The organism is Enterobacter genomosp. S (assembly GCF_001631805.1).
In the GTDB taxonomy this organism is placed as follows: Bacteria; Pseudomonadota; Gammaproteobacteria; order Enterobacterales; family Enterobacteriaceae; genus Enterobacter; species Enterobacter quasihormaechei.
In genome coordinates, this window is record NZ_LVVA01000007.1 from 26,292 (window position 1) to 50,812 (window position 24,521).

At 54.9% G+C, this 24,521-nt stretch carries 23 protein-coding genes and 1 pseudogene; 10 read left to right on the plus strand and 14 right to left on the minus strand.

Annotation, left to right across the window (positions count from 1 at the left end; all coding sequences use genetic code 11):
* Positions 1 to 81: 81 nt before the first annotated feature.
* From A3466_RS06515 to A3466_RS06535, 5 genes are all read right to left on the minus strand, one after another.
* Positions 82 to 210, minus strand: coding sequence for a DUF2474 domain-containing protein (locus A3466_RS06515; protein WP_017693358.1), 129 nt, complete (start codon positions 208 to 210; stop codon positions 82 to 84).
* Positions 210 to 1,220: a cytochrome d ubiquinol oxidase subunit II gene (gene cydB / locus A3466_RS06520; protein ID WP_063449907.1), complete on the minus strand. Its 1,011-nt coding sequence runs from the start codon at positions 1,218 to 1,220 to the stop codon at positions 210 to 212. Before cydB ends, A3466_RS06515 begins: the two co-directional genes overlap by 1 nt.
* A 5-nt stretch (positions 1,221 to 1,225) precedes the next feature.
* Complete coding sequence (locus A3466_RS06525) at positions 1,226 to 2,620, minus strand: cytochrome ubiquinol oxidase subunit I (protein WP_063449908.1); 1,395 nt, start codon at positions 2,618 to 2,620, stop codon at positions 1,226 to 1,228.
* 383 nt (positions 2,621 to 3,003) lie between these two features.
* Positions 3,004 to 3,483, minus strand: a complete 480-nt coding sequence (locus A3466_RS22190) for a DUF2778 domain-containing protein (protein ID WP_074160961.1) — start codon at positions 3,481 to 3,483, stop codon at positions 3,004 to 3,006.
* On the minus strand, positions 3,480 to 3,962 hold the full coding sequence (locus A3466_RS06535) for an Hcp family type VI secretion system effector (RefSeq protein ID WP_063449910.1): 483 nt from the start codon (positions 3,960 to 3,962) through the stop codon (positions 3,480 to 3,482). Before A3466_RS06535 ends, A3466_RS22190 begins: the two co-directional genes overlap by 4 nt.
* A gap of 416 nt (positions 3,963 to 4,378) precedes the next feature.
* Here A3466_RS06535 and A3466_RS06540 point away from each other — a divergent pair, with 416 nt between their 5' ends.
* The 3 genes from A3466_RS06540 to patD all read left to right on the plus strand — a co-directional run bounded on the left by A3466_RS06540 (position 4,379) and on the right by patD (position 7,638).
* On the plus strand, positions 4,379 to 4,567 hold the full coding sequence (locus A3466_RS06540; protein WP_063449911.1) for a hypothetical protein: 189 nt from the start codon (positions 4,379 to 4,381) through the stop codon (positions 4,565 to 4,567).
* 82 nt (positions 4,568 to 4,649) lie between these two features.
* Positions 4,650 to 6,074 carry a PLP-dependent aminotransferase family protein gene (locus A3466_RS06545; protein ID WP_063449912.1) on the plus strand — a complete coding sequence of 475 codons (1,425 nt, stop codon included), beginning with the start codon at positions 4,650 to 4,652 and terminating at the stop codon, positions 6,072 to 6,074.
* Positions 6,075 to 6,213: 139 nt separating this feature from the next.
* Entirely contained in the window at positions 6,214 to 7,638 is a 1,425-nt protein-coding gene (gene patD / locus A3466_RS06550) for an aminobutyraldehyde dehydrogenase (protein ID WP_063449913.1), read from the plus strand.
* Between the two features lie 34 nt (positions 7,639 to 7,672).
* Here patD and A3466_RS06555 read toward each other — a convergent pair whose 3' ends face one another.
* Genes A3466_RS06555 through A3466_RS06565 form a run of 3 tightly spaced genes read right to left on the minus strand, consistent with a single transcriptional unit; the run spans position 7,673 to position 8,566 of the window.
* Positions 7,673 to 7,855 (minus strand): DUF1869 domain-containing protein, encoded by a 183-nt coding sequence (locus A3466_RS06555; RefSeq protein WP_063449914.1) that lies wholly within the window; start codon positions 7,853 to 7,855, stop codon positions 7,673 to 7,675.
* A 3-nt stretch (positions 7,856 to 7,858) separates the two neighbouring features.
* Positions 7,859 to 8,212: a DUF1971 domain-containing protein gene (locus A3466_RS06560; protein WP_003856958.1), complete on the minus strand. Its 354-nt coding sequence runs from the start codon at positions 8,210 to 8,212 to the stop codon at positions 7,859 to 7,861.
* Positions 8,213 to 8,239: 27 nt separating this feature from the next.
* Positions 8,240 to 8,566: a DUF1971 domain-containing protein gene (locus tag A3466_RS06565; protein ID WP_063449915.1), complete on the minus strand. Its 327-nt coding sequence runs from the start codon at positions 8,564 to 8,566 to the stop codon at positions 8,240 to 8,242.
* Between the two features lie 243 nt (positions 8,567 to 8,809).
* Between A3466_RS06565 and A3466_RS06570 the strand changes: the two genes are divergently transcribed.
* Positions 8,810 to 8,983, plus strand: a complete 174-nt coding sequence (locus A3466_RS06570) for a GhoT/OrtT family toxin (protein WP_032670341.1) — start codon at positions 8,810 to 8,812, stop codon at positions 8,981 to 8,983.
* Positions 8,984 to 9,068: 85 nt separating this feature from the next.
* Positions 9,069 to 9,816, plus strand: a pseudogene (locus A3466_RS06575) (alpha/beta fold hydrolase).
* A gap of 33 nt (positions 9,817 to 9,849) precedes the next feature.
* Here the strand turns inward: A3466_RS06575 and A3466_RS06580 are convergent.
* Genes A3466_RS06580 through A3466_RS06590 form a run of 3 tightly spaced genes read right to left on the minus strand, consistent with a single transcriptional unit; the run spans position 9,850 to position 16,317 of the window.
* Complete coding sequence (locus A3466_RS06580) at positions 9,850 to 12,021, minus strand: virulence factor SrfC family protein (protein ID WP_063449916.1); 2,172 nt, start codon at positions 12,019 to 12,021, stop codon at positions 9,850 to 9,852.
* On the minus strand, positions 12,018 to 14,999 hold the full coding sequence (locus A3466_RS06585; RefSeq protein WP_063449917.1) for a virulence factor SrfB: 2,982 nt from the start codon (positions 14,997 to 14,999) through the stop codon (positions 12,018 to 12,020). The genes A3466_RS06580 and A3466_RS06585 overlap by 4 nt, the downstream gene beginning before the upstream one ends.
* 4 nt (positions 15,000 to 15,003) lie before the next feature.
* A complete protein-coding gene (locus tag A3466_RS06590; RefSeq protein ID WP_063449918.1) occupies positions 15,004 to 16,317 on the minus strand; it encodes an SrfA family protein in 1,314 nt (437 codons plus the stop codon).
* 282 nt (positions 16,318 to 16,599) lie between these two features.
* Between A3466_RS06590 and A3466_RS06595 the strand changes: the two genes are divergently transcribed.
* The gene (locus A3466_RS06595; RefSeq protein WP_063449919.1) at positions 16,600 to 18,198 is read left to right on the plus strand and encodes an ABC transporter substrate-binding protein; all 1,599 of its coding nucleotides are present in this window, start codon (positions 16,600 to 16,602) and stop codon (positions 18,196 to 18,198) included.
* Positions 18,199 to 18,297: 99 nt separating this feature from the next.
* Positions 18,298 to 18,531, plus strand: a complete 234-nt coding sequence (locus A3466_RS06600) for a YdcY family protein (protein WP_063449920.1) — start codon at positions 18,298 to 18,300, stop codon at positions 18,529 to 18,531.
* 3 nt (positions 18,532 to 18,534) lie between these two features.
* Here A3466_RS06600 and A3466_RS06605 read toward each other — a convergent pair whose 3' ends face one another.
* Positions 18,535 to 18,984, minus strand: a complete 450-nt coding sequence (locus tag A3466_RS06605) for a DMT family transporter (protein WP_063449921.1) — start codon at positions 18,982 to 18,984, stop codon at positions 18,535 to 18,537.
* A complete protein-coding gene (locus A3466_RS06610; RefSeq protein ID WP_063449922.1) occupies positions 18,981 to 19,499 on the minus strand; it encodes a GNAT family N-acetyltransferase in 519 nt (172 codons plus the stop codon). The genes A3466_RS06605 and A3466_RS06610 overlap by 4 nt, the downstream gene beginning before the upstream one ends.
* Positions 19,500 to 19,647: 148 nt before the next feature.
* Here A3466_RS06610 and A3466_RS06615 point away from each other — a divergent pair, with 148 nt between their 5' ends.
* From A3466_RS06615 to A3466_RS06625, 3 genes are all read left to right on the plus strand, one after another.
* Entirely contained in the window at positions 19,648 to 20,223 is a 576-nt protein-coding gene (locus A3466_RS06615) for a helix-turn-helix domain-containing protein (protein WP_063449923.1), read from the plus strand.
* Between the two features lie 66 nt (positions 20,224 to 20,289).
* On the plus strand, positions 20,290 to 21,324 hold the full coding sequence (locus A3466_RS06620) for an NADP-dependent oxidoreductase (protein WP_063449924.1): 1,035 nt from the start codon (positions 20,290 to 20,292) through the stop codon (positions 21,322 to 21,324).
* A 262-nt stretch (positions 21,325 to 21,586) separates the two neighbouring features.
* A complete protein-coding gene (locus tag A3466_RS06625; RefSeq protein ID WP_063449925.1) occupies positions 21,587 to 22,255 on the plus strand; it encodes a GntR family transcriptional regulator in 669 nt (222 codons plus the stop codon).
* A 131-nt stretch (positions 22,256 to 22,386) separates the two neighbouring features.
* Here A3466_RS06625 and pqqU read toward each other — a convergent pair whose 3' ends face one another.
* Positions 22,387 to 24,504 carry a TonB-dependent receptor PqqU gene (gene pqqU / locus A3466_RS06630; RefSeq protein ID WP_063449926.1) on the minus strand — a complete coding sequence of 706 codons (2,118 nt, stop codon included), beginning with the start codon at positions 24,502 to 24,504 and terminating at the stop codon, positions 22,387 to 22,389.
* Positions 24,505 to 24,521 lie beyond the last annotated feature (17 nt).

Sequence of the window (24,521 nt, forward strand, 5' to 3'; positions counted from 1 at the left end):
TAACGATACCCTCCTGGGTGTTAATGGGGTTTATCTGAAAGTGCGAGAAAGGACCGGGCGGCAGCGCACCCGGTGAGATACTTAATGAGATTTAAATCCAGCCGCTGCCATCAGCATTTTGAAGAGCATACTGACGCAGGCCAGCGCCAGTACGCTGCCGCCCCAGATGATGGCAAGCCACATCAAACGTTTCCATACAGGTTGTTGCATCAGTGATAACCCTCCCCATGCTGTACTTTTCCGCGAAAAACGTAATAACTCCAGAAGGTGTAGACCAGAATTACGGGAATGATCAACAGTGCTCCCACCAACATAAAGCCCTGGCTTTGGGGTGGGGCGGCAACCTCCCAGAGAGTTATGTCCGGTGGGATGATGTGCGGCCAGATGCTGATCCCAAGCCCGCTAAAACCAAGGAATACCAGTCCTAATGTCATGATAAACGGCAGGGTATGGCTCGCCGGATTATTCAGACAGCGCCACTGGCACAGGCTCAGGATCACAACCAGCGCAGGGACGGGCAGCAGGTAAAACAGGTTCGGCAGCGTAAACCAGCGTGCAGCAATGGCCGGTTGCGCCAGAGGCGTCCAGATACTGATTACTGCAATGCACCCCAGAAGGAGAAGCAGGAGCACCTTCGATATCTTACGCATCCGCCGTTGCAGGGCATTTTCGCTTTTCATGACCAGCCATGTTGATCCTAACAGCGCGTAAGCCACCACCAGTGCCGTACCGCAAAAAAGAGTAAATGCGGTAAACCAGTCAAATGGACCGCCGCTGTAAGCGCGACCGGTGACGCTGAATCCATGGATCACCGCGCCGACGGTAATGCCCTGGCTGAACGTCGCCACAATCGACCCGCCAATAAAGGCCTTATCCCAGAACGGGCGGTGCGCCGGGGTCGCTTTGAAGCGAAATTCAAAGGCAACTCCGCGAAATATAAGCCCGATCAGCATTATGGTCAGGGGAATGGTGAGCGCGTCTATGATGACCGCATAGGCGAGAGGAAAGGCACCAAACAGAGCCGCACCGCCAAGCACCAACCAGGTTTCGTTTCCGTCCCAGACCGGGGCCACGCTGTTGACCATCACATCGCGATCATCTGCATCCGGCGTTGCCGGGAACAGGATACCTATCCCCAGGTCAAAACCATCCATTACGATATACATCAAGGTGGCGAAAACGATAATAACGAACCAGATAATGGAAAGATCGATACCCATTACGGTTACTCCTTAAATTCAGTGGTGACGGCAGAAAGCGGACGAGCAGGGCGGCCGTCGGATTCGGTCGCAAAGGATCCATGGGGCTGCGGCCCTTTTTTAATCAGACGCACCATATAGCTGTAGCCCACGCCAAACACCGCGGTATAAACCACGAAGAAAGCCAGCAAGCTAATGCTCATGTGCAGATCGCCATGCGCGGAAACCGCATCCTTTGTGCGCTGTAGCCCATAGACGACCCAGGGCTGGCGGCCGACCTCCGTAGTTACCCATCCGGCGAGGATGGCGATCAGCCCGGACGGCCCCATCAGCAGGGCAAACCACAGGAAGGGACGCGAGGTATAGAGGCGGTGTTTGTAACGCAGCCACAGTGCCGCCACGCCCAAAAGCAGCATCAACATTCCTAAACCGGCCATAATGCGGAAAGACCAGAAGACGATCGTGGCGTTCGGACGATCTTCTTTCGGAAACGCCTTCAATGCCGGAACCTGTTTATCAAGACTGTGGGTCAGGATCAGGCTGCCCAACGCGGGTATCGCCAGTGCAAAACGGGTCCGTTCCTGCTCCGTATCCGGCCAGCCAAACAGCAGCAGCGGCGTGGGTTCACCCGGCGGGTTCTCCCAGTGGCCCTCAATAGCGGCTATTTTCGCTGGCTGATGTTTTAAGGTGTTCAGCCCGTGCATATCTCCCACCAGCGCCTGGACAGGGGCTACGATCAACGTCATCCACAACGCCATGGAGAACATGGTGCGAATGGCGGGCGTATTGTTACCACGCAGCAAATGCCACGCCGCAGAGGCACCGACAAACAGCGCGCTGCTGAGGAAAGCCGCTATCGACATGTGGAGAAGGCGATAAGGGAAGGAGGGGTTAAACACCACGGCAAACCAGTCCACAGGAACCACCTGACCGTTTACGATTTCATACCCTTGCGGTGTCTGCATCCAGCTGTTTGACGAGAGGATCCAGAACGTAGAAATGATGGTTCCCAACGCGACCATGCAGGTTGAAAAGAAGTGCAGCCCCGGCCCGACCTTATTCCAGCCAAATAACATCACCCCGAGGAAACCTGCCTCCAGGAAGAACGCGGTGAGCACTTCATAGGTCAGCAGTGGGCCGGTAATACTGCCCGCGAACTGCGAAAACCCGCTCCAGTTGGTGCCAAACTGATAAGCCATCACCAGGCCGGAGACCACGCCCATACCAAAGTTGACGGCGAAGATCTTCGACCAGAAATGGTACAGCGAACGCCAGACGGGATTTTTGGTTTTCAGCCACAACCCTTCCAGCACGGCGAGATAGCTCGCCAGGCCGATGGTGATTGCTGGAAATATAATATGAAAGGATACGGTAAAGGCGAACTGTATTCGCGCAAGATGAAACGCATCTAGACCAAACATGCAAAACTCCGCAGTGCAAAAAATTCGATGCGATTTTAAGCCGTGCCAGGTCTGGGTTGCAGAGACAGACCGATGTTATTTATCTATAACAGTTTTCCTGACCGTCTATGTGAAACTTGTATCTGGCGGTAATATTACCGCCCATGTTAACGCTCACTTTCGTAATGCCCAAAGGTAGATCAATACGGCGTTAAGCAGAAAGGAAAAAATAAAAAGTAATAATGTGTAGTTTTCACTCCATTCAAGTTCAGTTACAAATCCAAAATGTCTGGTGTATAGGTGATAAAGCAAAACATCCGGCATGATGTAGCATACCAGCGAATAAATTATGAAAAGCATCAATGTTTCGACCACCCACGTCAGGGCATGTTTTTTTGCATTCATCAATATACCTGTATGGTGCCGAGTGCATTTAATCCAGCAGCGACTTTTATTGTGCCGGACGCCAGTAGTCCATGCATTAATATTCTGAAGTGAGCATGGTTTGGTAATGTAATACATCCATTACTAATACCAGACTGTCCCGCAGGGTGTAGGCGAAAAGATCCCCGCTCAACTCTGTTGATAAACGTTGTGTCGTCAATGTGATTATCATGACGATAAAGAGCAAACCAAAAATCACGGTTCGATCCGCTTTCAAACTCTTTGATAACATCATGCCAGTGGGTAGCTAACCCACCTCGAGCACGTGTAACGATATAATAGAGTCCGGGCGGTAATGGCCCCACCGCAGGCGTTGCAACGGCATCAGGATTGTTTCTGTTGTGGCCTGCGTTTCCTGAATATGCGGGGAAAAAGCCCAGGCCAGGACAGCTCAGCGTTGAAAGTTGCCCCCCGTTTAAATGAAAAGTACATCTAATCATCTGTCTTTCCATTCATCAGAGAAGAGAATATTCCCGTCGCAATGCTTCCAGGTGATTTTTTCGTAGCGAAGTGCGATACTTTCGAGATGGTTATGTTTTTCAGTCGCGGGATTTTTTATATCATGCATGAGTGGGCAGATAGAGACAACTTTCACGTTCTCCAGCAGCATGTTGAAGTATTCGACCTCCTGGCCTGCATCATTGATATGATACCACTTAAACTCAGCGCTTTTTAAGGTTTGTCCTTTTGCTACTGCTTTGTACAAATAGGGGCTTGAGCTGTCGAACTCTTTTTCAAAATTAAGTGGGCTATGAATACGGGTACCTGTGATCTTTCCGGTCATGTTGTCGGTAGGGAGATACAGGCCGTGCCCAAAACTCAAAATTTCAATACTTCCCTCACGATTCACAACATCGACAGAACCTTTAATGTTCGCGCAGCCGTCATCTTTAAGCCAGAGGTATGCTGGAATTGCCATCCTGTAGATCCTTTTTTTCTGTGTGAATCTGAAAAGTTAATGCCTCTGGCGAACCAACCAGGTAGGCATAAAATGCCATATAAAACAATTATATTTCAATTGGTTATGTGTTGGCGCTTCGAAATCGGTTTCTTGAATAATCAATGATGCTGTAGACAATCTTGAATAAAAAATTCTTTTTATGATTTTTACGCATTAAACAGCTTGCTTTGTCACCAGCAACATGCGTTAATGGATTTCTGGTTTTGAATCCAAATAAATATCTGACGTAGTTTTATAAAGCAGTTCTCATCACGTTGTGCCTCTCCGCAGCCTCTCTTGGGTCTTTATCTACATTCCGATTCGTTTTGTATCGAACCATTTATGCCTGATCGGCTCATGAGTAATTTACGTTTTTACGTTTACAGGAGAATCCTATGACTTCTTATATCCATTTCCGCTGCCCATGCTGTCATGGCTCGCAGTACCGCACCTCAGCTTTTGACGTGTCTGATAAAAACCCGTTCGGCGCGAAATGCATTTTCTGCAAATCGCCGATGATAACGCTCGATCATCTGGCCGCTGCGCATTCTGCTCAGCATCACGTTACCGAGTACCGCAAGTAAGCCACCGCATTTCCCATAACAGTTAGCAAAATCTTCTCTTTTTCTCCTGCTGATATACACTGTCAGCAATAAGGAGAATCTGATGAAAAAATACCAGCGTCTGGCGCAACAAATTATCTCGCAGATTGAGCTTGGCGTATGGTTGCCGGGCGATAAGCTGCCTTCTCTGCGGGAACAGGTGACAAGCAGCGGCATGAGCTTCATGACCGTGGGCCACGCGTATCAGATGCTGGAAAGTCAGGGGCGCATTGTTGCCAGACCGCAGTCGGGTTACTACGTTGCCGCGCGCCCGACCACGCACCAGCCTGCACCGCCCGCGCAGGTGATGCGCGACGAAGTGGTAGACATCAACACCTATATCTTCGACGTGTTACAGGCCAGCCGCGACCCCTCCGTTGTCCCTTTTGCCTCGGCATTTCCCGATCCGCGCCTTTTTCCGCTTCAGCAACTCAACCGCTCGCTGGCTAACGTCAGTAAAACGGCCACGGCCATGAGCGTGATTGAAAACCTGCCGCCGGGTAATGTCGACTTACGTCATGCCATTGCCCGCCGCTACGCTCAGCAAGGGATGAATATCTCCCCGGATGAAATTGTGATCACCGCGGGCGCGCTCGAAGCACTCAATCTCAGTTTGCAGGCCGTCACGGAACCTGGTGACTGGGTTATTGTTGAGAACCCCTGTTTTTATGGCGCACTCCAGGCGCTTGAACGTCTGAAGCTGAAAGCGCTGTCGATTGCCACTGACGTCCGGGAAGGTATCGATCTCAATGCCCTTGAGCAGGCATTAAACGACTACCCGGTGAAAGCCTGCTGGCTGATGACCAACAGTCAGAACCCGCTCGGCTTTACGCTGAGCGCAGAGAAGAAAGCCCAGCTGGTGGCCTTGTTAACCCGGTACAACGTCACGCTGATCGAAGACGATGTTTACAGCGAACTCTATTTTGGCCGTGAAAAGCCGCTTCCGGCAAAAGCCTGGGATAAGCAGGACATGACGTTGCACTGCTCCTCATTTTCCAAATGTCTGGTGGCCGGTTTTCGCATTGGCTGGGTGGCGGCGGGAAAACATGCGCGCCGTATTCAGCAGTTGCAGCTAATGAGTACATTATCGACCAGCTCTCCCATGCAGCTGGCGCTGGTGGATTATCTGGCGACCAAACGTTACGACGCCCACCTTCGTCGCCTGCGGCGTACGCTTGCTGAACGTAAACAGCAGGCCTGGCAATCGCTTCTGCGCCATATGCCTGCCGGCGTCAAAATCCATCATAACGACAGCGGCTACTTTTTATGGCTGGAGCTGCCTGAACAGCTGGATGCGGGGCAGTTGAGTGAAAAGGCATTAACCCATCAAATCAGCATTGCCCCCGGCAAGATGTTTTCCACTTCCGATATCTGGACGCCGTTTTTCCGTTTCAATACCTCATGGGGCTGGAGCGAGCGGGAGGAACAGGCGGTCGTCCAGCTGGCGGCGCTAATTCGCCAAATGATGCTGCCGCCAGTCACACCTTGATGAAAATTCCTGAAGCGGCAGAGCGCGCGGTCTACCTTTAATAAGGGGGTACGGCTTAAAAGCGTGACGTTGTCACGTCTCGATCCGACAAAACGTGTGCTGACAGCGAAAATAATGTCGACTTTAACAGGACGGTGCTATGCAAAATCAATTGCTGATTAATGGTGAACTGGTGGCCGGCGAAGGGGAGATGCAGGCGGTTTTTAATCCTGCCACGGGTGAGGTGCTGCTTGAGATTGCTGAAGCATCGGCTGCACAGGTGGACGCCGCTGTCCAGGCTGCCGATCGCGCGTTCACGGAGTGGGGACAAACGACGCCGAAAACGCGCGCCGACTGTCTGTTAAAGCTGGCTGACGTGATAGAAGCCAACGCCGACGCGTTCGCGCAGCTGGAATCCCTTAACTGCGGAAAGCCGTTCCATTGTGCTCTGGGAGATGAAATTCCTGCCGTGGTTGATGTGTTTCGCTTCTTTGCCGGGGCCGCCCGCTGCCTGAATGGGCTGGCTGCCGGAGAATATCTGGAAGGCCATACCTCGATGATTCGCCGCGATCCGGTTGGCGTTGTCGCCTCTATCGCGCCCTGGAACTATCCTCTGATGATGGCCGCGTGGAAGCTGGCCCCCGCGCTGGCAGCGGGAAACTGTGTCGTCATCAAGCCATCAGAAATCACCCCGTTGACGGCGCTGAAGCTGGCGGAACTGGCGAAAGATATCTTCCCGGCAGGCGTGCTGAACGTGCTGTTTGGTCGCGGCAAGACCGTAGGGGATCCGCTGACCGGTCACGAAAAAGTACGCATGGTTTCCCTCACCGGCTCTATCGCCACCGGGGAGCATATCATTGGTCATACCGCATCCTCTATTAAACGTACCCATATGGAGTTGGGTGGAAAAGCGCCGGTCATTGTCTTTGACGATGCAGATTTGGATGCCGTGGTTGAGGGGGTACGTACGTTTGGCTTCTACAATGCCGGCCAGGACTGTACCGCAGCCTGTCGAATTTATGCCCAGCAGGGAATTTATCCCGCCCTGGTTGAAAAGCTTGGCGCAGCCGTTGCCAGCCTGAAAATGGGCGCCCCGGACGATGCATCAACGGAGCTTGGTCCGCTCAGCTCCGCAGCGCATCTTTCCCGCGTTTGTGCTGCCGTGGATGAAGCCAAAGCCCTCGGACATATCCGCGTCGTCACCGGCGGCAGTAAAGCAGAGGGGGGCGGATATTACTTCCAGCCAACGCTGCTGGCCGGGGCGAAACAGGAAGATGCGATCGTCCAGCGAGAAGTGTTTGGTCCGGTAGTCAGCGTGACGGCGTTTGAGGATGAAGCGCAGGTGCTGGCCTGGGCCAACGATTCGCAATACGGCCTGGCCTCGTCCGTCTGGACAAAAGACGTAGGGCGCGCCCATCGGCTCAGCGCACGGTTGCAGTATGGCTGTACCTGGGTGAATACCCATTTTATGCTGGTGAGTGAAATGCCGCACGGCGGGATGAAGTTATCCGGTTATGGCAAAGATATGTCGGTTTACGGCCTTGAAGATTACACGGTTGTGCGACATGTCATGATCAAACACTAAACCCTCACGCCCGGCGCAGTGCCGGGCGATGTGCTTACCAGCCACACACGTCGTGTTCATTTTCCGTATCGTAGGCGCGAACGGTATTCACCAGATCCTTCACGACATCTGCCGCGACATCCGGGATCAACAGCTCCATGGGCGCCTCTGTCTCATAATCTACCGACACGCCGTTGCTGTTGTTGGTGACGGTCACGGTATAGGTTGCCTTACCCATAACTTACTCCTTATGCGTGTTGACCACTTTACCAATACCCGCGCCGCTGAGCGTGACGGCAGGATCCGCGAAAAAGTCGATATTAAAGTAAGTATCGTCGGTCAATAGCTCAATGCGGTGCCATTTTTGCGGAGGGGAGATGCCAAAAGAACCGGCCTCAATCACCACTTCCAGATCGGGTTCGGTGGCATCGCCATCGGCAAAGCCAAAGTAACGCACCGCACCCTGCATAACGGACAAACGCCCGTACACGCCAGCTTTGGTGTTGTGATGGGTAAAAAGCGCTTTTGGGGCGGTCTCTTTATTCCAGAACGGGGTAGAGCGGGTGTGAACAAAGTTTTCAGGAATACGTAACATAATAGTTTCCTTCATGATATCGGGCGCTTAAAGGGACTTAAGCACCTCAGGTTCAACAAAGAATTCAATATTGAACAGGGTGTCGTCGGTCATCAGTTCAATGTGATGCCATCTTTCTGGCGGGAAAACGCCGAAATGACCCGCCTCAATGACGAGTTCGCTGTCAGGCTCGGGCGTAATTTCATCAGCATAGCCCAGATAACGCACTGCGCCGCGCATCACCGACAGGCGAGGGTAAACGCCCGGACGCGTACCCGTATCAAGATGGCGTTTAAAAATGCCGGCGGGGGCCGTTTCTTTGTTCCAGAAAGGCGTGGAACGGGTGTGTATGCAACTCTGTGGAATGCGTAGCATGTTTCCTCCCTTGAAAGCCTGCTTTTATTAGACTGCTTTCTGAGGGAATGAATTTATCAAAAAGTGCATTTTATATGCATCTTATCAATAATAACCGGTTTGCTTTACCCGGCGTTGTTACACAAGATACTCAGTTGTTATTATCCTTAGCATTTAAGTGGTTATGATGTAATGAAAAAACTTGATCTGTGTCAACATATGACGCATATTGCGTGCGGTTATTTTTTGGCTCAGGTAAACAGAATGACGTTGTATCAAAAGATGTTGGTGTTTTACGCAATCATGGCCTCTGTCTGTGCCTTAATCACCTGGTTCCTGTCTAAAGATCGTAAACGTATTCGCCTGTTGAGCGCATTCCTGGTGGGCTCCACCTGGCCGATGAGCTTTCCTGTTGCCCTGTTGATCTCACTTTTCTGAAGCACGCTTCCAGAATTGTCATCCAGACATAGCATTCCATAAATTGAGCCTGTATAAATATACAGTCATCATACATGGAGTGCTTATGAACAGTTTCTATTCACAGCAAGCAGGCTGTACCGTTCGCTGGCAAGATCTTCCCGGATTCGGTGACCCGGTTGTGTTTATCCACGGGTTGGGCTGTGCATCGTCGTATGAATATCCTCGTATTGTCTGTGATACCCGTTTCGGCGGGCGCAGAGCCATTCTGATTGATCTTCCCGGTAGCGGTTACAGTGACAAACCTGGCAACTACCGTTATCGCACAAGCGAACAGGCGCAGGTGGTGGTTGAACTGTTAAACCATCTCGGTCTGGATAGGCTATGGCTCTATGGTCATAGCATGGGCGGGAGTATCGCGATCGAAACGGCAACGCTATTGAAGTCGCGCGTGAAGGGCCTGATCGTGTCTGAACCCAATTTTCGTGCAGGTGGCGGGATGTTCAGCCGATCTATTGCGGCCCAAACCGAACAAGATTTTCTGGAGCAGGGATATGATGACCTGCTGCGGGCGGAAACGTCGGCGTGGGCGGGAAGCCTTCAAAGCAATGCCCCCTGGGCCGTCTGGCGCGGCGCAACGAGCCTCGTCGAGTGACTGGGAACACCTGTTCTTGTCATTGAACTGCCCGATAAGGTTAATTTTTGGTGAGCGGTCTCTGCCTGATGAAGATTTTAATCGCCTGCAACAAAAAGGCGTTCCGGTAAAAATTATCCCCGATGCGGGCCATTCAATGTCCTGGGAAAATCCCTCCGCGTTGGCTCAGGCTTTGTCTGACTTTCTGAGCGGAGCATGAATGGGCAGCCCGCACTTAAGCGGGCTGCAATGATTAAGACAACAGGGCAGACAGTGCTTTGCGCGCGTCAGGCTGAACGTCATACGGACATTGATAATCCACGTTTTCAATGGCGCGGGTGTAGAGCGCAACCAGCCAGTCATAAACGTAAGCTGTCGCCGCATGAACAGGCTGCTCACCCAACCGGGTGAGGCGGGGTAAGGCGCTGCTCACAACCGGCGTCACGAAAATGGCCTGACCTTTACGGATCCGGCTTGCAGGCCGTTCAGCGACGGGAGTCAGTTCATATCCAAGCCAGCCAATGAAATTGCCTATCGCGGCGTGCAGCTGTGCGGCACTACTTTTATCTGTTTCTACAATGCGTTGCAGTTGCTGCGGCAGGTTAAGCCGGTAGCTGGTGACGATCAGCACGTCGGCAATCTGCTGTAATACGCCTGCGTCCAGGCCCAGCCGGGCAGCCGCCGCGTCGTTGCGACTCCACTGACGAAGATGGTTAACCCATACGCTATGGGCCATTCGCGCCTTATCCTTGGTCTGCAACACGCCAGGATTTTCCTGCGCATCTTCCGCAAACAGATCGATAACGTCGTTAAACAGGCCGTTGACCTGTTCCTCACGAGGCTGGTGAACCGTCAGCAGCGTCTCAAACGCTTTTAACGGCGGCAGAAGTCCTTCAAGCAGTTCACCGTGACGAGCGGCGCTGCCTTGCAGCGTTCGAACCATTTTTTCGGCCTGAGCCCGCTCAGCTATTGGGTCGCGGGTAAGAGGGCCGATATACGGGCGCATCAGTGCCGACAGCGACTGTTGCAACACGCTTTTAAGCGTTTGAAGACGCTGCTGGCGCTGGGCCGGCAGGGTAGCCTGCGACAGCCATTCGATCACCCGCTGCATGCTGTGGGAATCAAGCGCCTGGAGCGTGCCCCAGCGCAGACCCGGCTGGCCCAGCAACTGTTGCACTGCTTCGTCAAGGTTCTGCTTCGTGGTGAACCGCGCATCATGAGGGGTAATGGCCCAGACCAGCCCCGGCAATGCGGACTCTTCTACCGGCTGCGTCTCTTTGACCCAGTTTTGCAGGAGCCTGGCCGTTTTTGCCGTTTGCTGGTGGTGCGCTGTTGCGTTGCAGATAACGAGCACATCCGGCTGAATTTGCTGACGATAATGCTCAAGCAACCACTGGCATTTAGCCTGCGTCATCAGCGGCGTGTTTTCCTCAGTAATGGCCGGAATATCAACAATATCGACGTTATCGAGGGCGCAGCTCTCAACGGGCAGCACCAGTTCGCGTGACAAACATGCCAGTACATCGACGGGCAGGCTAATGGCATTAAGCAGCTCGCCGTTATTAATCGGGTGAAGCAGGGTTTCCTGCGCTTCTGGGACAAATGCCCCATGAGTCAGGAAACCTTCACACGGCAGGCCAAAGCTGTCCACCAGAAGACTCAACGGCGCGGCAAGCGCGCTGGCATGGCCGGTTTGATGCAGTACATGGGCGAGTTTAAGCCACTGCTGGGTTAACTCCTGTTGCTCACCCCACAGCAGGGACCAGACGCTGGCGCGCGTGCTGAGATCCAGCGACGGTATCAGCAGGGCAAACTGATGCCACAGGGCATCGTCAATCTGCTGCTTAGCAGCCGGGACCCTGCTCTGCCAGAAACGGGCAATAGTCGCCACTTCCTGTTCGGTCATTCCCGGCACGCTCTGCGGTTGACGCAGCGCACGCCATTTTTCAAGCCGGGCTTCAATCACGGACTTATCCACCGCGCGGATCTGCGGATCCAACGTGGTGCGCGCGATAAACAACTGCACCAGCTCGGCCTCCGTCACCAGGCGCAGGCGCAGCGGAAACGCCTCATCGGCAATCTCGCCGGACGACCTGCTGAAACGAACGGCCATGTTGGTTGGCGCATGTCCCGGATTGATATGCGAGAAATAATCGAACGTGCGTTGACCCGGCGTGACGTTCAGCCGTTCGTCGCCGCTGCCGCACAGGGAGGCCAGCAGGTGTGCTTTCGCCGTCTGCGAGTGGCCGTATAAGCCAATGCTGCTCCGGCTGACAAGGGCGCGATCGAGCGCCTCTTCGCGCGCGCGGGCTGCGTTAAGGCGGGCAAGCAGGGCGTCGGCGTCGTTATCCAGCATCGGGGCGTGCTGTCGCGTCTCGTTGATCCACCCGATTAAGGCCTGGGTGGTGGCAGTCGTCCCGGTCATTTGAGGTATACGCTCCCGCTGTCGATCCAGTAATGGCTGCCGCTGTGTCGGCGATCGGCCAGAGTATTCAGTTTAAACGTCAGGGCATCCGGCGGCACGGGCGTGCCGTCCTGGAGCCAGGCGTCGCTCAGCTCGAACGATTCCGGGCCTTCCTGCCTGTTGCCGCCACGCAGCTTCAGGCGCACGTTCAGCACGCCGTCGCCCGCGATGGCTTTCGCCAGCTCGGCAGAGTTGATGCTCAGGGTGTAAAGCGGCGTTGCAGGCCAGCGGGCGTTGGCCAGCTGCCGGAAGCCGAGCGTGACGTTACCGCGCAGCGGAAAGTGCAGACGGGCGTCCAGTTTCGCGCCGGGTTTATCGAGGTCGATGTCGTGATACCAGACGTTCTCGTCCCGCAGGGTATTGATCGTGTTATCCAGCACCCCCAGATAACGCACCGTAGAGTACGCGCCAATGTCCGCCGCTTTGAAGTTAAAGCGCGGCAGACGAAGATCCAGCGCCAGGCTACAGAGCATCGCACCCACGGCGGCGGTGGATTTCGGGTTGCCAATCCGTCCCTGCTGGCTGAACGGATACCATTCATGAACCTGGTATTTATCCAGCCAGACGATACGGTTGACGGGCACCGGTTGCAGGTGGCGAATCAGGGCCTGAACGCCCGGCAGGCAGCCCGGCCGTCCCGTGATCAGCAAAATATCGCAGCTGTAGTGAGAGATTGCTTCGCATACCGAATGAAGCGGGGCGGCGAGCGTGAACTGCCCCGCCAGCATGGCATCCTGCATCTCCCGGAAATTGACGTGCAGCGGCACGCTGAACAGATCAAAGTGCTCTGAGCCAGCAGGCAACGCATGGTCGATCGCCTGCTGAAGATAATTCATCACGTTACGCGTCGGTTTTTGGGTCAGCAGGTCGCCAAAGGTGGCGTGCAGCCCGGCCAGCGGATCGTCAATATCGCTCGATTCCCACGCCGCCAGGATCGCGTGACCGATCGGCATAAACAGCTGAAGCGCAGTTTGCTGGCGCAGGACCGCCTGGGTATCAATCCGCCCGGAGTCGCCGAACAGGGACGCCATCAGCAGGGAGGCATCGGCTATGCCGGATTTCTGAAGTTGGGTTTGCAGCGCGGGTAGTACGTAGCGCTGGATCACGTCCAGCAGCGTATCATCGCCGGCTACCTTGAATCCTTCGCGGAACAACAGCTGCGGGGTAATTTTGACGTTATTACCGGAGCCATCATCGAGTTGATAGTGCGTGATGGCCATATCCGTCGTGCCGCCGCCTATATCGATAGAGGCAACGCGCAGCGCACGCCCCGGCTGGACGCCCGGCTCAGGTGCCCGATCCGGACGGGCGAGGGAGGCGAAAAACGCTTCGGTCTGGCCGCCGAAGTGGGAAATGGCTTCGTTATAGAGCCACACCAGCTGGCCGCAGCTGGCTTCGTCCCACTCCATCTGGATCTCAGGAACCGGAACCACGCTTTTTTCCTGCTGCTTCCGGCTGGCAAAATCTTCATCCTGCGGATGCCAGCCCATCGCTTTCCAGACGATGGCAATGGCTTCGAACATGCGGCGACGGAAGATCTCGCGCTCCTGTTTCGGCATCGCCGAAGGCAGGGTGAGGATCAGCGTACGCAGCTGGCGCGGAGAGGCCGGGAAGCCGAGCCGCAGGCGCGTGGCAACGCTGTTAATCTGGCCAAGCGCCTGAGCCAACAGCTCACAGAGCATATGCGTCATCAGGGTGCTGCGGCTGTACTGCGGAGAGAAGACCGGCAGGCGTTCATCCTGCGGTAGCGTGAAGAGCGGTTCTCCGTCGTCGTTCATCAGGTTCATCAGCGGAAACGCGGTCGCCAGCGGTTCGCGTTGAGTTTTGCTGTTCATCTGGCTGAAGCGCCAGTCCTGCAAAACCGGCGTTTCGTCCCACAGGTAGCGACGGGGGCTGGAGATCCCGCTATTGCCTTCAGTACCCTGACGCTGCATCGCCAGCTTACGCGCTTCATCACCCACGCGCACAATAGATGGCCAGACGAACGCATCCTCACGGCCGCTTTCCACCGAGAAGTGTTGCTTGCCAAAGCGCGCTTCGGAAAATTCGAGACGGCTGGTAAACAGCGGTTCATTCAGGAATTGCGGCTCGCTCAGAGAGCGCACCTGGAGTTCAGCCGTCTGGCGCAGGCCGTCATTGGCATCACCATGATCTTCAATAATCACGCCGCAGGTGTGGGTGTTACCAACGTCAAGGATCAGATCGACAGGAATGGCAGGGGTGCTCAGGGTGTGGGTAACAAACTTTACTACCGGCACGGTCAGTTGTTCACCGAGCATGGAGAGCAGGTTGAGCCAGTGTGCCTGATACTCAAAGCTGCGCATGGCCTGATGCAGCTCGCGTTCAGATCGTTTTTCAACCCCGTCGGCAAACTGTGTGAAGGCTTCGCGCAGCCAGCCGTCAATCCAGGTCTGGTCGAGAAAACTCTCAACTTCATTGTCGCGCCAGGCGAGTGCAAAACGCGTCCCGTTCAGGATATCGTTTTCAATCGGCGACAGTGCGGACGTTGCATGCTCTGCAATCTGGCTGTCGAGGGCGATGGTGACGCGGTGCGTGTTGCCAGCCGCGTCGGGTGTGGAAAGCTTTCGCACCTGGACGCGGGCCCAGTTGTCCGGGCCATCAACAAACGTCCGCGGCGGATTAAAGCGCAGGAAAGGGAGCGGCAGCCAGACGCCGTCCAGCACGGTCAAAGAGTCGTGCAGCGGTATAGTGCTTTCAGGCTTGACCACTTCCGGCTGCCCGCCATCGGCGGCAGGCAGCGTGTACCGACCGTTAACCAGATCAAAATCCAGACGCAGCAGCGGGCCATTAGCCGTTTTACGCACGAAACGCCCGTTGCTGGCGGTGTCCTGCGGCGTCAGGCCAAAATCGAGGAACTGTACGCCACTGTTAGCAATCAGCGTAACGCTCTTTTTATAGTCGCAAAGATTAACCAGCATAGGATCAGACACCTGCTTTCTTGAACGTCAAAGGAACGACGGTGTTAGCATCGTAACGTGCGGTGCATTCCGCCACATCGCTGGCACCCGCCTTACAGGTCACTTCCGGCATCGGATACCGTGAGCCGTCGGTGCAACGTGCGTTGCCGCGCGTTTTGATCAACAGCTCGCCGTTGCTGTGTAATCCGGAAAAGACGTCTACGCGGCAAACAATGTTGTCGCCATGCACGACCCGGGCGAAACCTTTGTTGTTCTGGATCTGATAGCGCAGCGATGGCGGTTTGCCCGTGAGTGGGTCCTGCACATCGAGAAACGCGCGCCAGGTACCGTTCAGGAAGCGCGTTAACCCGGCCTTGACCTGGTTTGCCTCCATCACCATTGCATCTTTCGGTATCGCGGTAATGACCACAGGCTCGGCCGCCGGAGCAGGCGCTTTTACCTTCGGCTCTACCACTTCGGCCTGGTGTAGCGGGAGTTTTAACTCAAGCGGCTCCACCGTCTTAACGGGGGCCGGCGCAATCGCCACGGGGACTGGTGCTGGCGTGGCGGCCTGTTTTGGCCACAGCAGCGGGGTGGCAATGGCCGCAACGATGACCGCGGCAACCGGCAGTAGCCACAGAGGGAAGCGACGCTTTTTCTGTACGACCGTCGGTGCGGGCTCTGGCGGCTCGACGTTCATGCGCACCGGCTCTGGCGTATAGAGTTCATCTTCGGTGATACGGACGGTAGCCGCAGGCGTGATAAGCGGGGCATCGGCCTGCTCAAAGGTCACCGCCGGGGCGGGTTCTGGCTCCGGTTCAGGTTCGACAATCACCTCTGGCTCAGGCTCAGGGATTAACGATTCGCGCAGGCAGTCCAGCACGTCATCGCGCGCATTCTCGTTAAGATTGACGAAACCCCAGAAGCAGATCACCGGCATGCCATCGACGAGATAGACAAAGTTTTCCCCGGGAAACTGGAAGGCTTTTGAAAGCAGAGAGCCAAACAGCTGTTGCGCCGTTTTCGGTGACTGAAGGCATTTTTTACTCAGCGACTCCACGCTGGCGAGCGTGTTTTCCAGGTAGCGCAGGGCACGAAAGCGATCGTCTTCGTCCGCCGCCTTCCAGCTGGAGACCGTGCCCTCTACCGGGGAGTACCAGTCAACGCGGTCGGCGCCGTCATTGACCTGAGGAATGGCCAGACAATCGACGATAGCCTGCTGTTTGCGCAACCGAAGCGCTTCCCGAATTTGCAGGGCTGATTCAAAAACGGCCTGTCCGCCGCCGCCAACGGCCTGAAAATCATCCAGATTGCCGCTGCGTAAAAGTGTTTTTGCCACGATTTGGTCCTGTAGACTTTTTCACGCCGTTACTTTAGCTAAACGCGATTGCAAACAAACGGCTGAGGAGACGGCAAAAGGGACGATTTCTTGCGGCATTGATCGGGACGGTTGTGCTTGACGACTAACGCACCTTAAGGCAAATCGTTTTTCGTGGGCTGCTGCTTAAACCAGCGAAAAGTGCGGCTTTAGAATAACCTGATAGTGATTCGTTATTTGTCAGGTTATATCGCCTGTGCTGTTATTACTGTCCACTATAATAAAACCGAAAGGGTAATAACCATGTCTACAGGGAAAACCGTGCTCGCCCTCGCGCTGAGCGCGCTGCTGCCGACAAGTGCCGTATGGGCGGCAAACAAAGACACCATTATCTACTGCTCCGAAGCGTCACCGGAGTCGTTTAACCCGCAAATCGCCAGTTCTGGACCCTCGTTTGTCGCCAGTTCGCAAACGCTGTATAACCGACTGATTAACTTCGATCCGGTGAAAAATACCCCTGTGCCTTCGCTCGCCGAGTCGTGGACCATTTCACCGGATGGCAAAACCTATACCTTTACCCTGCGAAAAGGGGTGAAGTTCAACAGCAATAAATTCTTTAAACCGACGCGCGACTTCAATGCCGATGACGTTATTTTCTCGGTCATGCGTCAGAAAGACCCTAAGCATCCGTATCACAACGTTTCCCAGGGTAATTACGAATACTTTAATGACGTGGGCCTCGACAAGCTCATTCAGGATGTGAAAAAGATCGACGATTACCACGTTCAGTTCACGCTGAGTGAACCCAACGCAGCATTTCTGGCCGACTGGGGAATGGACTTTGCCTCAATCCTCTCCGCCGAGTACGCGGATGCGATGCTGAAAAAAGGCACGCCTGAAAATGTGGACACCTGGCCAATCGGCACCGGGCCCTATGTGCTTCAGCAGTACAAAGTGGACTCGCTGATCCGCTACGTCGCCAACCCAAACTACTGGGACGGTGAAGTCCCAACCAAACATCTGATCTTCTCCATCACGCCAAACGTGGAAACCCGTCTGGCGAAGCTGCAAACCAACGAGTGCCAGATCGTTCCTGCTCCGTCGCCGGTGCAGTTTGAAGTGATTAAGAAAAACAAAGACCTGACGCTGCACTCGGTGGACGCGCTGAACGTGGGGTATCTGGCATTTAACACAGAGAAAAAACCGTTTGATAATGTGCTGGTACGCCAGGCCCTGAACTATGCGACGGACAAAAAGGCCATCGTGAGCGCGGTCTTTATGGGATCTGGCACGGTAGCCAAATCGCCGATCCCGCCGAACATGCTCGGCTTTAATAAAGACCTGAAGGATTACGACTACGATCCGAAAAAAGCAAAAGCCCTGCTTAAGCAGGCGGGTCTGGAGAAGGGCGCGGAGGTCACGCTCTGGTCGATGCCGGTTCAGCGTCCGTACAACCCGAACTCCCGGCGTATAGCGGAGATGATCCAGGCCGACTGGGCGAAAGTGGGCGTGAAGGCAAAAATTGTGTCTTACGAGTGGGGTGAGTACCTCTCCGGCATGCGTAAAGGCGAGCATGATTCCGCGCTGTTCGGCTGGATGTCCGACAACGGCGATCCGGATAACTTCGCTGACGTACTGCTGGGTTGTAACAGCATTAAAACCGGATCCAACGCCGCGCGCTGGTGTGATAAGGGGTATGATGAGCTTGTGCAAAAGGCTAAGCTGACCAGCACCCCGGAAGAACGCGCGAAGCTGTACGGCCAGGCGCAGGAGATTTTCTACCAGCAGGCGCCGTGGATTGCGTTAGCTAACGGCAAAACGTTCTACGCGACCCGCAGCAACGTGACGGGTTACAGCGTGAGTCTGATGGGCAGTGATTTTTCGAAAGCGAAGCTGAACTGATCGTATTATTGCCGGGTGGCGCCAGGCTTACCCGGTCTACACTCAGCACCCGCAGGCCCGGTACGCCTGGCGCCACCGGGTACGTTAAAAGGAGTGACAATGTCACATTTAAACGATGTTATCGCCCGCGTTGATGCCGCCATCGAAGAGAGCGTTATTACCCACATGAATGAACTGCTGATCGCATTAAGCGATGATGCAGAGCTGAGCCGTGAAGATCGCTATACCCAGCAGCAGCGCCTGCGCACCGCGATTTCACATCACGGTAAGCAACATAAAGAAGAAGCGGAGACGCGCCATGCTCACCTTACGCAGGGCGGGACTATTCTGTAAGGGTTAAAACTGGCGCCGCGCCACCAGCCAGGCGCCGACCACCAGCAACACTGCGCCGCAGACCGGGCCAATCAGCGCGCGCAGCGGGACGCCGTGGCTTTTAAGGATGTCCATCACCAGGCCGCCAATCAGCTGGCTTGCCACCAGTACGGCAATCGTCGTTGCCGCGCCCACGTTCTGATACCCGCTTATACTGGCAAAGACAAAAAACGAGCCCAGCAGCCCGGGGATCAACGTCCACCAACGCACCGTTGACGCCAGTTCGCTAACCCCCGCCAGGCCATTTTTCATCAGCAGGATGCTGACAAACAGCACGATCCCCACCAGCGAATTGAGCAGCATGGCGATAAGAATGGTGGAGGAGGATTGCGTAATGCGCACCATCAGGGTGTTCTGCACCACCAGCCCAATCCCGGCGGCTACCAGAAACGCTAACGTCAACGATTGATTCATGGAAGAGCATCCGGATCGCTGCGCTCATCGAGCTGGAGCTGCATAAAGGTTAAATCCAGCCAGCGGCCAAATTTGGTTCCCACCTGCGGCATATTTCCAGTAGTAATAAAGCCCAGAGTGTTGTGCAGATGAATGGACGCCCGGTTCTGGGCCTCAATGCCAGCAACCATCACATGCTTACCGATCCGGCGGGCTTCATTGATTAATTCTTTCATCAGCAGCCGACCAATGCCTTTGCCCTGATGATCAGGATGAACGTACACCGAGTGCTCCACCGTATGGCGAAAACCGTCGAATGCCCGCCAGTCGCCGAATGAGGCGTATCCCGTCACCACACCGTCTTCTTCACTGACCAGTACCGGATAACCCACCATCGTACGCGCCTCAAACCATGCGATACGGTTATCGGTGTCGACGATTTTATCGTTCCAGATGGCGGGGGTGTGCAGAACCGCATGGTTATAAATTTCAGCGATAGCGGCACAATCTTCTTTGCAGGCATGACGAACAATCATGGTTAACCTCTGGCTGTGTTGTTCACTATAGTAGTACGATCTGCTCACAATATTACACAGTTCTTGTATTGCACCGCTACGACAAAATCCCTATTTTTTTACCGCCAGACCGCCCAGAGAGAGCATCCATACACTATAGTATGACGTCATGAACACAATAACAGACAATATGAATCAACGGATTAGCGCCCGTATCCGCCTTGAACGTGAGTCTCGGGGCTGGTCTATAAGCGAACTGGCCGAACGGGCGGGGATTTCGCGCGCCATGATCCACAAGATTGAGCGGGGCGACAGTAGCCCAACGGCGACGCTGCTTGCCCGTCTTTCCGGTGCCTTTGGTATCAGCATGTCAACGCTCATCGCGCGGGCGGAAATGCAGGAGGGCAAGCTGTTACGTCTGGCGAACCAGCCCGTGTGGCGCGATCCGCAAACCCACTATGTGCGTCGCCACGTGTCGCCGCGTACCGATCTGCCTATCGATCTCGTCCAGGTCGAACTGCCCGCGGGCAGCGATGTGCCAATGCCTGCCTCCTCCTATGCGCTGGCGCGACAGCTGATCTGGTTGCAGGCCGGTGAGCTGGTCTTTCTGGAGGGGGACACCCGCCATGAAATGAAGGCCGGAGATTGTCTGGAACTCGGGCCGCCGAACGACTGCCGGTTTATCAACGAAACGGATGAAGCGTGCCTTTATCTGGTCGTGCGGCTTAATCAGTCCGGCTCATAATGCAAAAGCGATCCGCAGCATAACGTGCCAGGCTTGAATGACATTTTTAGCAGTAAGGAGAGATGAATGAGTCAATCTACTACGCAAAACCGACGCTGGGTACTGGCCTCCCGTCCGCACGGCGCGCCGGTCGCCGATAACTTCCGCTTAGAAGAACAGCCTATCCCCACGCCCGCAGAGGGCCAGGTATTGTTACGCACCGTATGGCTCTCGCTGGATCCGTATATGCGAGGCCGCATGAGCGATGCGCCATCCTATTCACCTCCGGTCGAGATTGGTGCCGTGATGGTGGGCGGTACGGTAAGCCGCGTCGAGACGTCCCGCCATCCTGATTATAAAGAAGGTGAATGGGTTCTGGGTTACAGCGGCTGGCAGGACTATGAACTGTCGGACGGGAAGGGGCTGGTGAAACTGGGCGAAAACCCGTCGCGCCCTTCGTGGTCACTCGGCGTGCTGGGGATGCCGGGTTTCACCGCGTATATGGGGCTGCTTGATATCGGCCAGCCTCAGGCGGGGGAAACGCTTGTCGTGGCCGCAGCCACGGGGCCGGTAGGCGCAACGGTGGGGCAGATCGGTAAAATAAAAGGGTGCCGGGTCATCGGCGTGGCCGGCGGTGAGGAAAAATGCCGTCATGCGGTTGATGTGCTCGGTTTCGACGCCTGTCTGGATCACCGTGCGGACGATTTTGCTGAACAACTGGCGAAAGCCTGCCCGCAGGGCATTGACGTTTATTACGAAAACGTCGGCGGTAAAGTCTTTGACGCCGTGCTGCCGCTACTGAATACCTCCGCGCGCGTACCGGTTTGTGGACTGGTCAGCGGCTACAACGCGACCAACCTGCCGGAGGGTCCGGACCGGTTACCGCTGCTGATGGGAACCATCCTGAAAAAACGCATCCGCATGCAGGGCTTTATTATCGCTCAGGACTATGGTCATCGTATCGACGAGTTCCAGCAAGAAATGGGCCGCTGGGTGCAGGAAGGCAAAATTCACTATCGCGAGCAGGTTACGGAAGGGCTGGAAGCGGCCCCTGACGCGCTGATTGGGCTGCTTGAAGGGAAAAACTTCGGCAAAGTCGTGATCCGCGTGGCGGCAGACTAATCAGGGCATCGGTTATGGCGGACGGGGTCCGCCATAATTATTTGTGCAGATACGATATATTGTCTTTAATTAACCCATAAGCTTTGCGCGCCTTCGGCCCAGCTGAGCCATAAGTGGGAAACGCACTATTATTTGAACGATTTTTTATTTTAACGCGCGCCCAACTTACCAGGCATGACGATACAGGATTATATCGAACCGGCGATCTTTTTTTTAAACAGTCGCCGAAAATGGCATTTTGTTTTGGCTACGGGAATTTGACATGCTTGATTTGGATAATTTGGAAAAAGCACAAAGAATCAGTCTGACTATGCAAGTTGAGAACAGTTTAAAGGGAGCGTTAATTACGGGCTCATTAAAACCTGGGGCTCGACTCATCACCAAAGAGATTGCGGATAAATTAGGCACCAGCATCACGCCGGTGCGCGAGGCCCTGCTGCGCCTGGTGTCGGCGGGCGCCTTACAGGCCACGCCTGCGCAGGCGTTTTTGGTCCCGGAAGTCACGCTGGAACGGTATAACGAAATTAACGCCATCAGAAAGCAGCTTGAGCCGATGGCCGTTGCGGCGGCGTGCCAGAATATGACCGACACCAAACTGGATGCACTACGTGCGCTGGCTGATAATTTCAGCACCGCCATGCATCAGGGCGATGTGCAGAAAGCGATTCAGGCCAACCGCGTATTCCGGTTTACGCTCTATCAATATGCCGAGATGCCGACCCTGAACTCGCTGATTGAGCAGTTGTGGGTACGGATAGGGCCGTGTATCAACTACCTGCATGAAGAGCTGAGTGACGTGCCCGCAGAGACCTATCATTATGACGATCTGCTTTCTGCGCTTGAGAAAAGGGATGTGGCGGCCAGCCGGGAAGCGATTGATAAAGCTATCGACGAAGCCAATATTCTTCTGCAACGGCAGTACTACAGTTAAGGCGCTTTCTGGCAGACTTATCTGTTTATACCTGTTTAACATTTCCTGAATGAATTCCCGGCGCATCAGGCAACCGGGAATAATGTTACTTTTTTAATTTTCACCGGCAACGTGCGCTGCCGGAGACTGTTTTATTCAAAACGATACGAGACCGACAGGCCCACGCCATAGTTACGACCAGGGGCAGGTTCGTAATATCGGTTGTAGCCAGCGTTAACAATCTCTGAACCGGCGTACTCTTTATCGAACAGGTTATCGACGCGACCAAAGATGTCCATTCCCCATTTGCCGTAATTGAGCTTATACCCGGTATTCAGACCGACCACGGTATAAGAGGGCGCTTTGGCGGTATTAGTATCGTTTGCCATAACGTCGCTCATGTAGCGTGCATCTGCACCCGCGTACCAGCCTTCCTCCGGCTCCCAGCCAAACGATGCATACCCCATGTTACGGGCAATACCCGGCATACGATTGCCGCTACAGTCTGCATTGTTACAGACGTTAGTACGGTAGGTGGCATCAAGATAGGTCCACGCCATTTTCAGCTTCCAGTTCTCGGCAAACTGCTGATCGAGCGCAATTTCCACACCCTGTCGGCGCGTTTTTCCCGCATTTTTGTAGGTAGTGCGGCCATCTTTGCTTTCGTCGACCACGATCTCATCGTCGGTGTCCGTGCGGAACAGCGCTGCCGTCAGGATGCCATTGCCGATGCGGGTTTTGCTGCCAACCTCGTAGGTATTGTTGGTTGACGGTTGCAGGTTGATATTGAGGCCACCTTTCCCATCAGAGCGATAGGAGAGTTCGTTGATGGTTGGGGTCTCAAATCCACGTCCCGCTGCGGCATACAGGTTCCATGCGTCGGTCACGGCGTATTTCACTGCACCTGCCGGAAGCCATTTATGGTAGCTGGCGTCGCCGCTGTCATCGCCGTTCTGCGGGGTGATGTAACGATCGTTGGAGTCAAACCAGACCGAACTGTACCGCACGCCCGCCTCAACGGACAGTTTTTGCGTTAGCTGCCACTGGGTTTGCAGATAGGGATCGAGGTTCCACATCAGGTTACGTTCGTCCCGGCGTTTGTTGCCCTTCACGCCAAGTTCCGGCACGCCGTTGTTCATCACGAAGTTTTCATACCCGCGACGATTTTCACTCATGTTTTCGTAGTTCAGGCCGGTAGTAAAGGTCACCGGCACCAGCAGCTCGCCCCGGTGTGTCCAGCGCGTATCAATACCCTGATAGTGACGCTGCATATCAATCACGCCGCCCGCATGCGCAGGGTTTGCTGTCTGCGTGGTAGCAGGAATGGACTGGTACTGGGTCATTTCACGCTCACCGGCATACATCATCACGCTGAGGTCGTCCTGCTCGCTCAGCTGACGGTCGTAGCGGAGCCCGGCCTGGGTCTGCTTAATGGTCTTCCGCGTGTTGTACTGATCGCCGCGGGGTGACTGACGCGGGTTGTTCTGCCATTCCTGATAGCTCAGTCCGCCCGGATCGTTGGCTTTCATGTCCACGCTGTTAAAAATCAGCGTCAGCTTGCTGACGTCATCAATGCGGACACCCAGTTTCGCGTTGGCGAGGTTTTTTCGTGCGCCGCTGTGATCGCGATAGCCATGGGTGGTGAAACGGGTGGTGGATACGGCGTAGTCCACGTCTCCCGCCTGCGTACCGTCGCCCACCGCGCCGGTGGCCTTCAAGCCGTAACGCCAGGTGCCGTAGCTGCCGTAATAGCTGCTGGCTTCAACGGTGGCAGGCTGTTGTCCGGTCTGGGTATTGATGTTGATCACGCCGCCGGAGGCATTCCCGTACAGGGCGGAGAAGGGGCCGCGCAGCACGTCGATGCTCTCTACGCTGCTGAGATCGATGTTTGACGTTTGCCCCTGGCCGTCGGGCATGGTCGCCGGAATGCCGTCCACGTACATGCGGATCCCACGTACGCCAAAGGTTGAGCGCGCGCCAAATCCGCGGACTGAAAGTTGCAGATCCTGGGCATAGTTCTGGCGATTCTGGATTTGCAGGCCAGGGACGCTCCCCAGAGATTCAGAGAGATTAATGCGTGGGGCGGCATGGCGCATGTCTTCACCCTGTACCACGCTGACTGCGGCTGGCGTATCAAGCTCGGAGACGGTTTGCGGCGTAGCGCTCACAATCAGGGTTTGTTCTTCTGCGGCCAACGCATTCAGCGGGCCAAAAACGACGGGAACGAAAAGCAATGGTAGCGATGCCCTGCGGGCAGAAATGATTTTCATGGAATAAACCGTTTAAG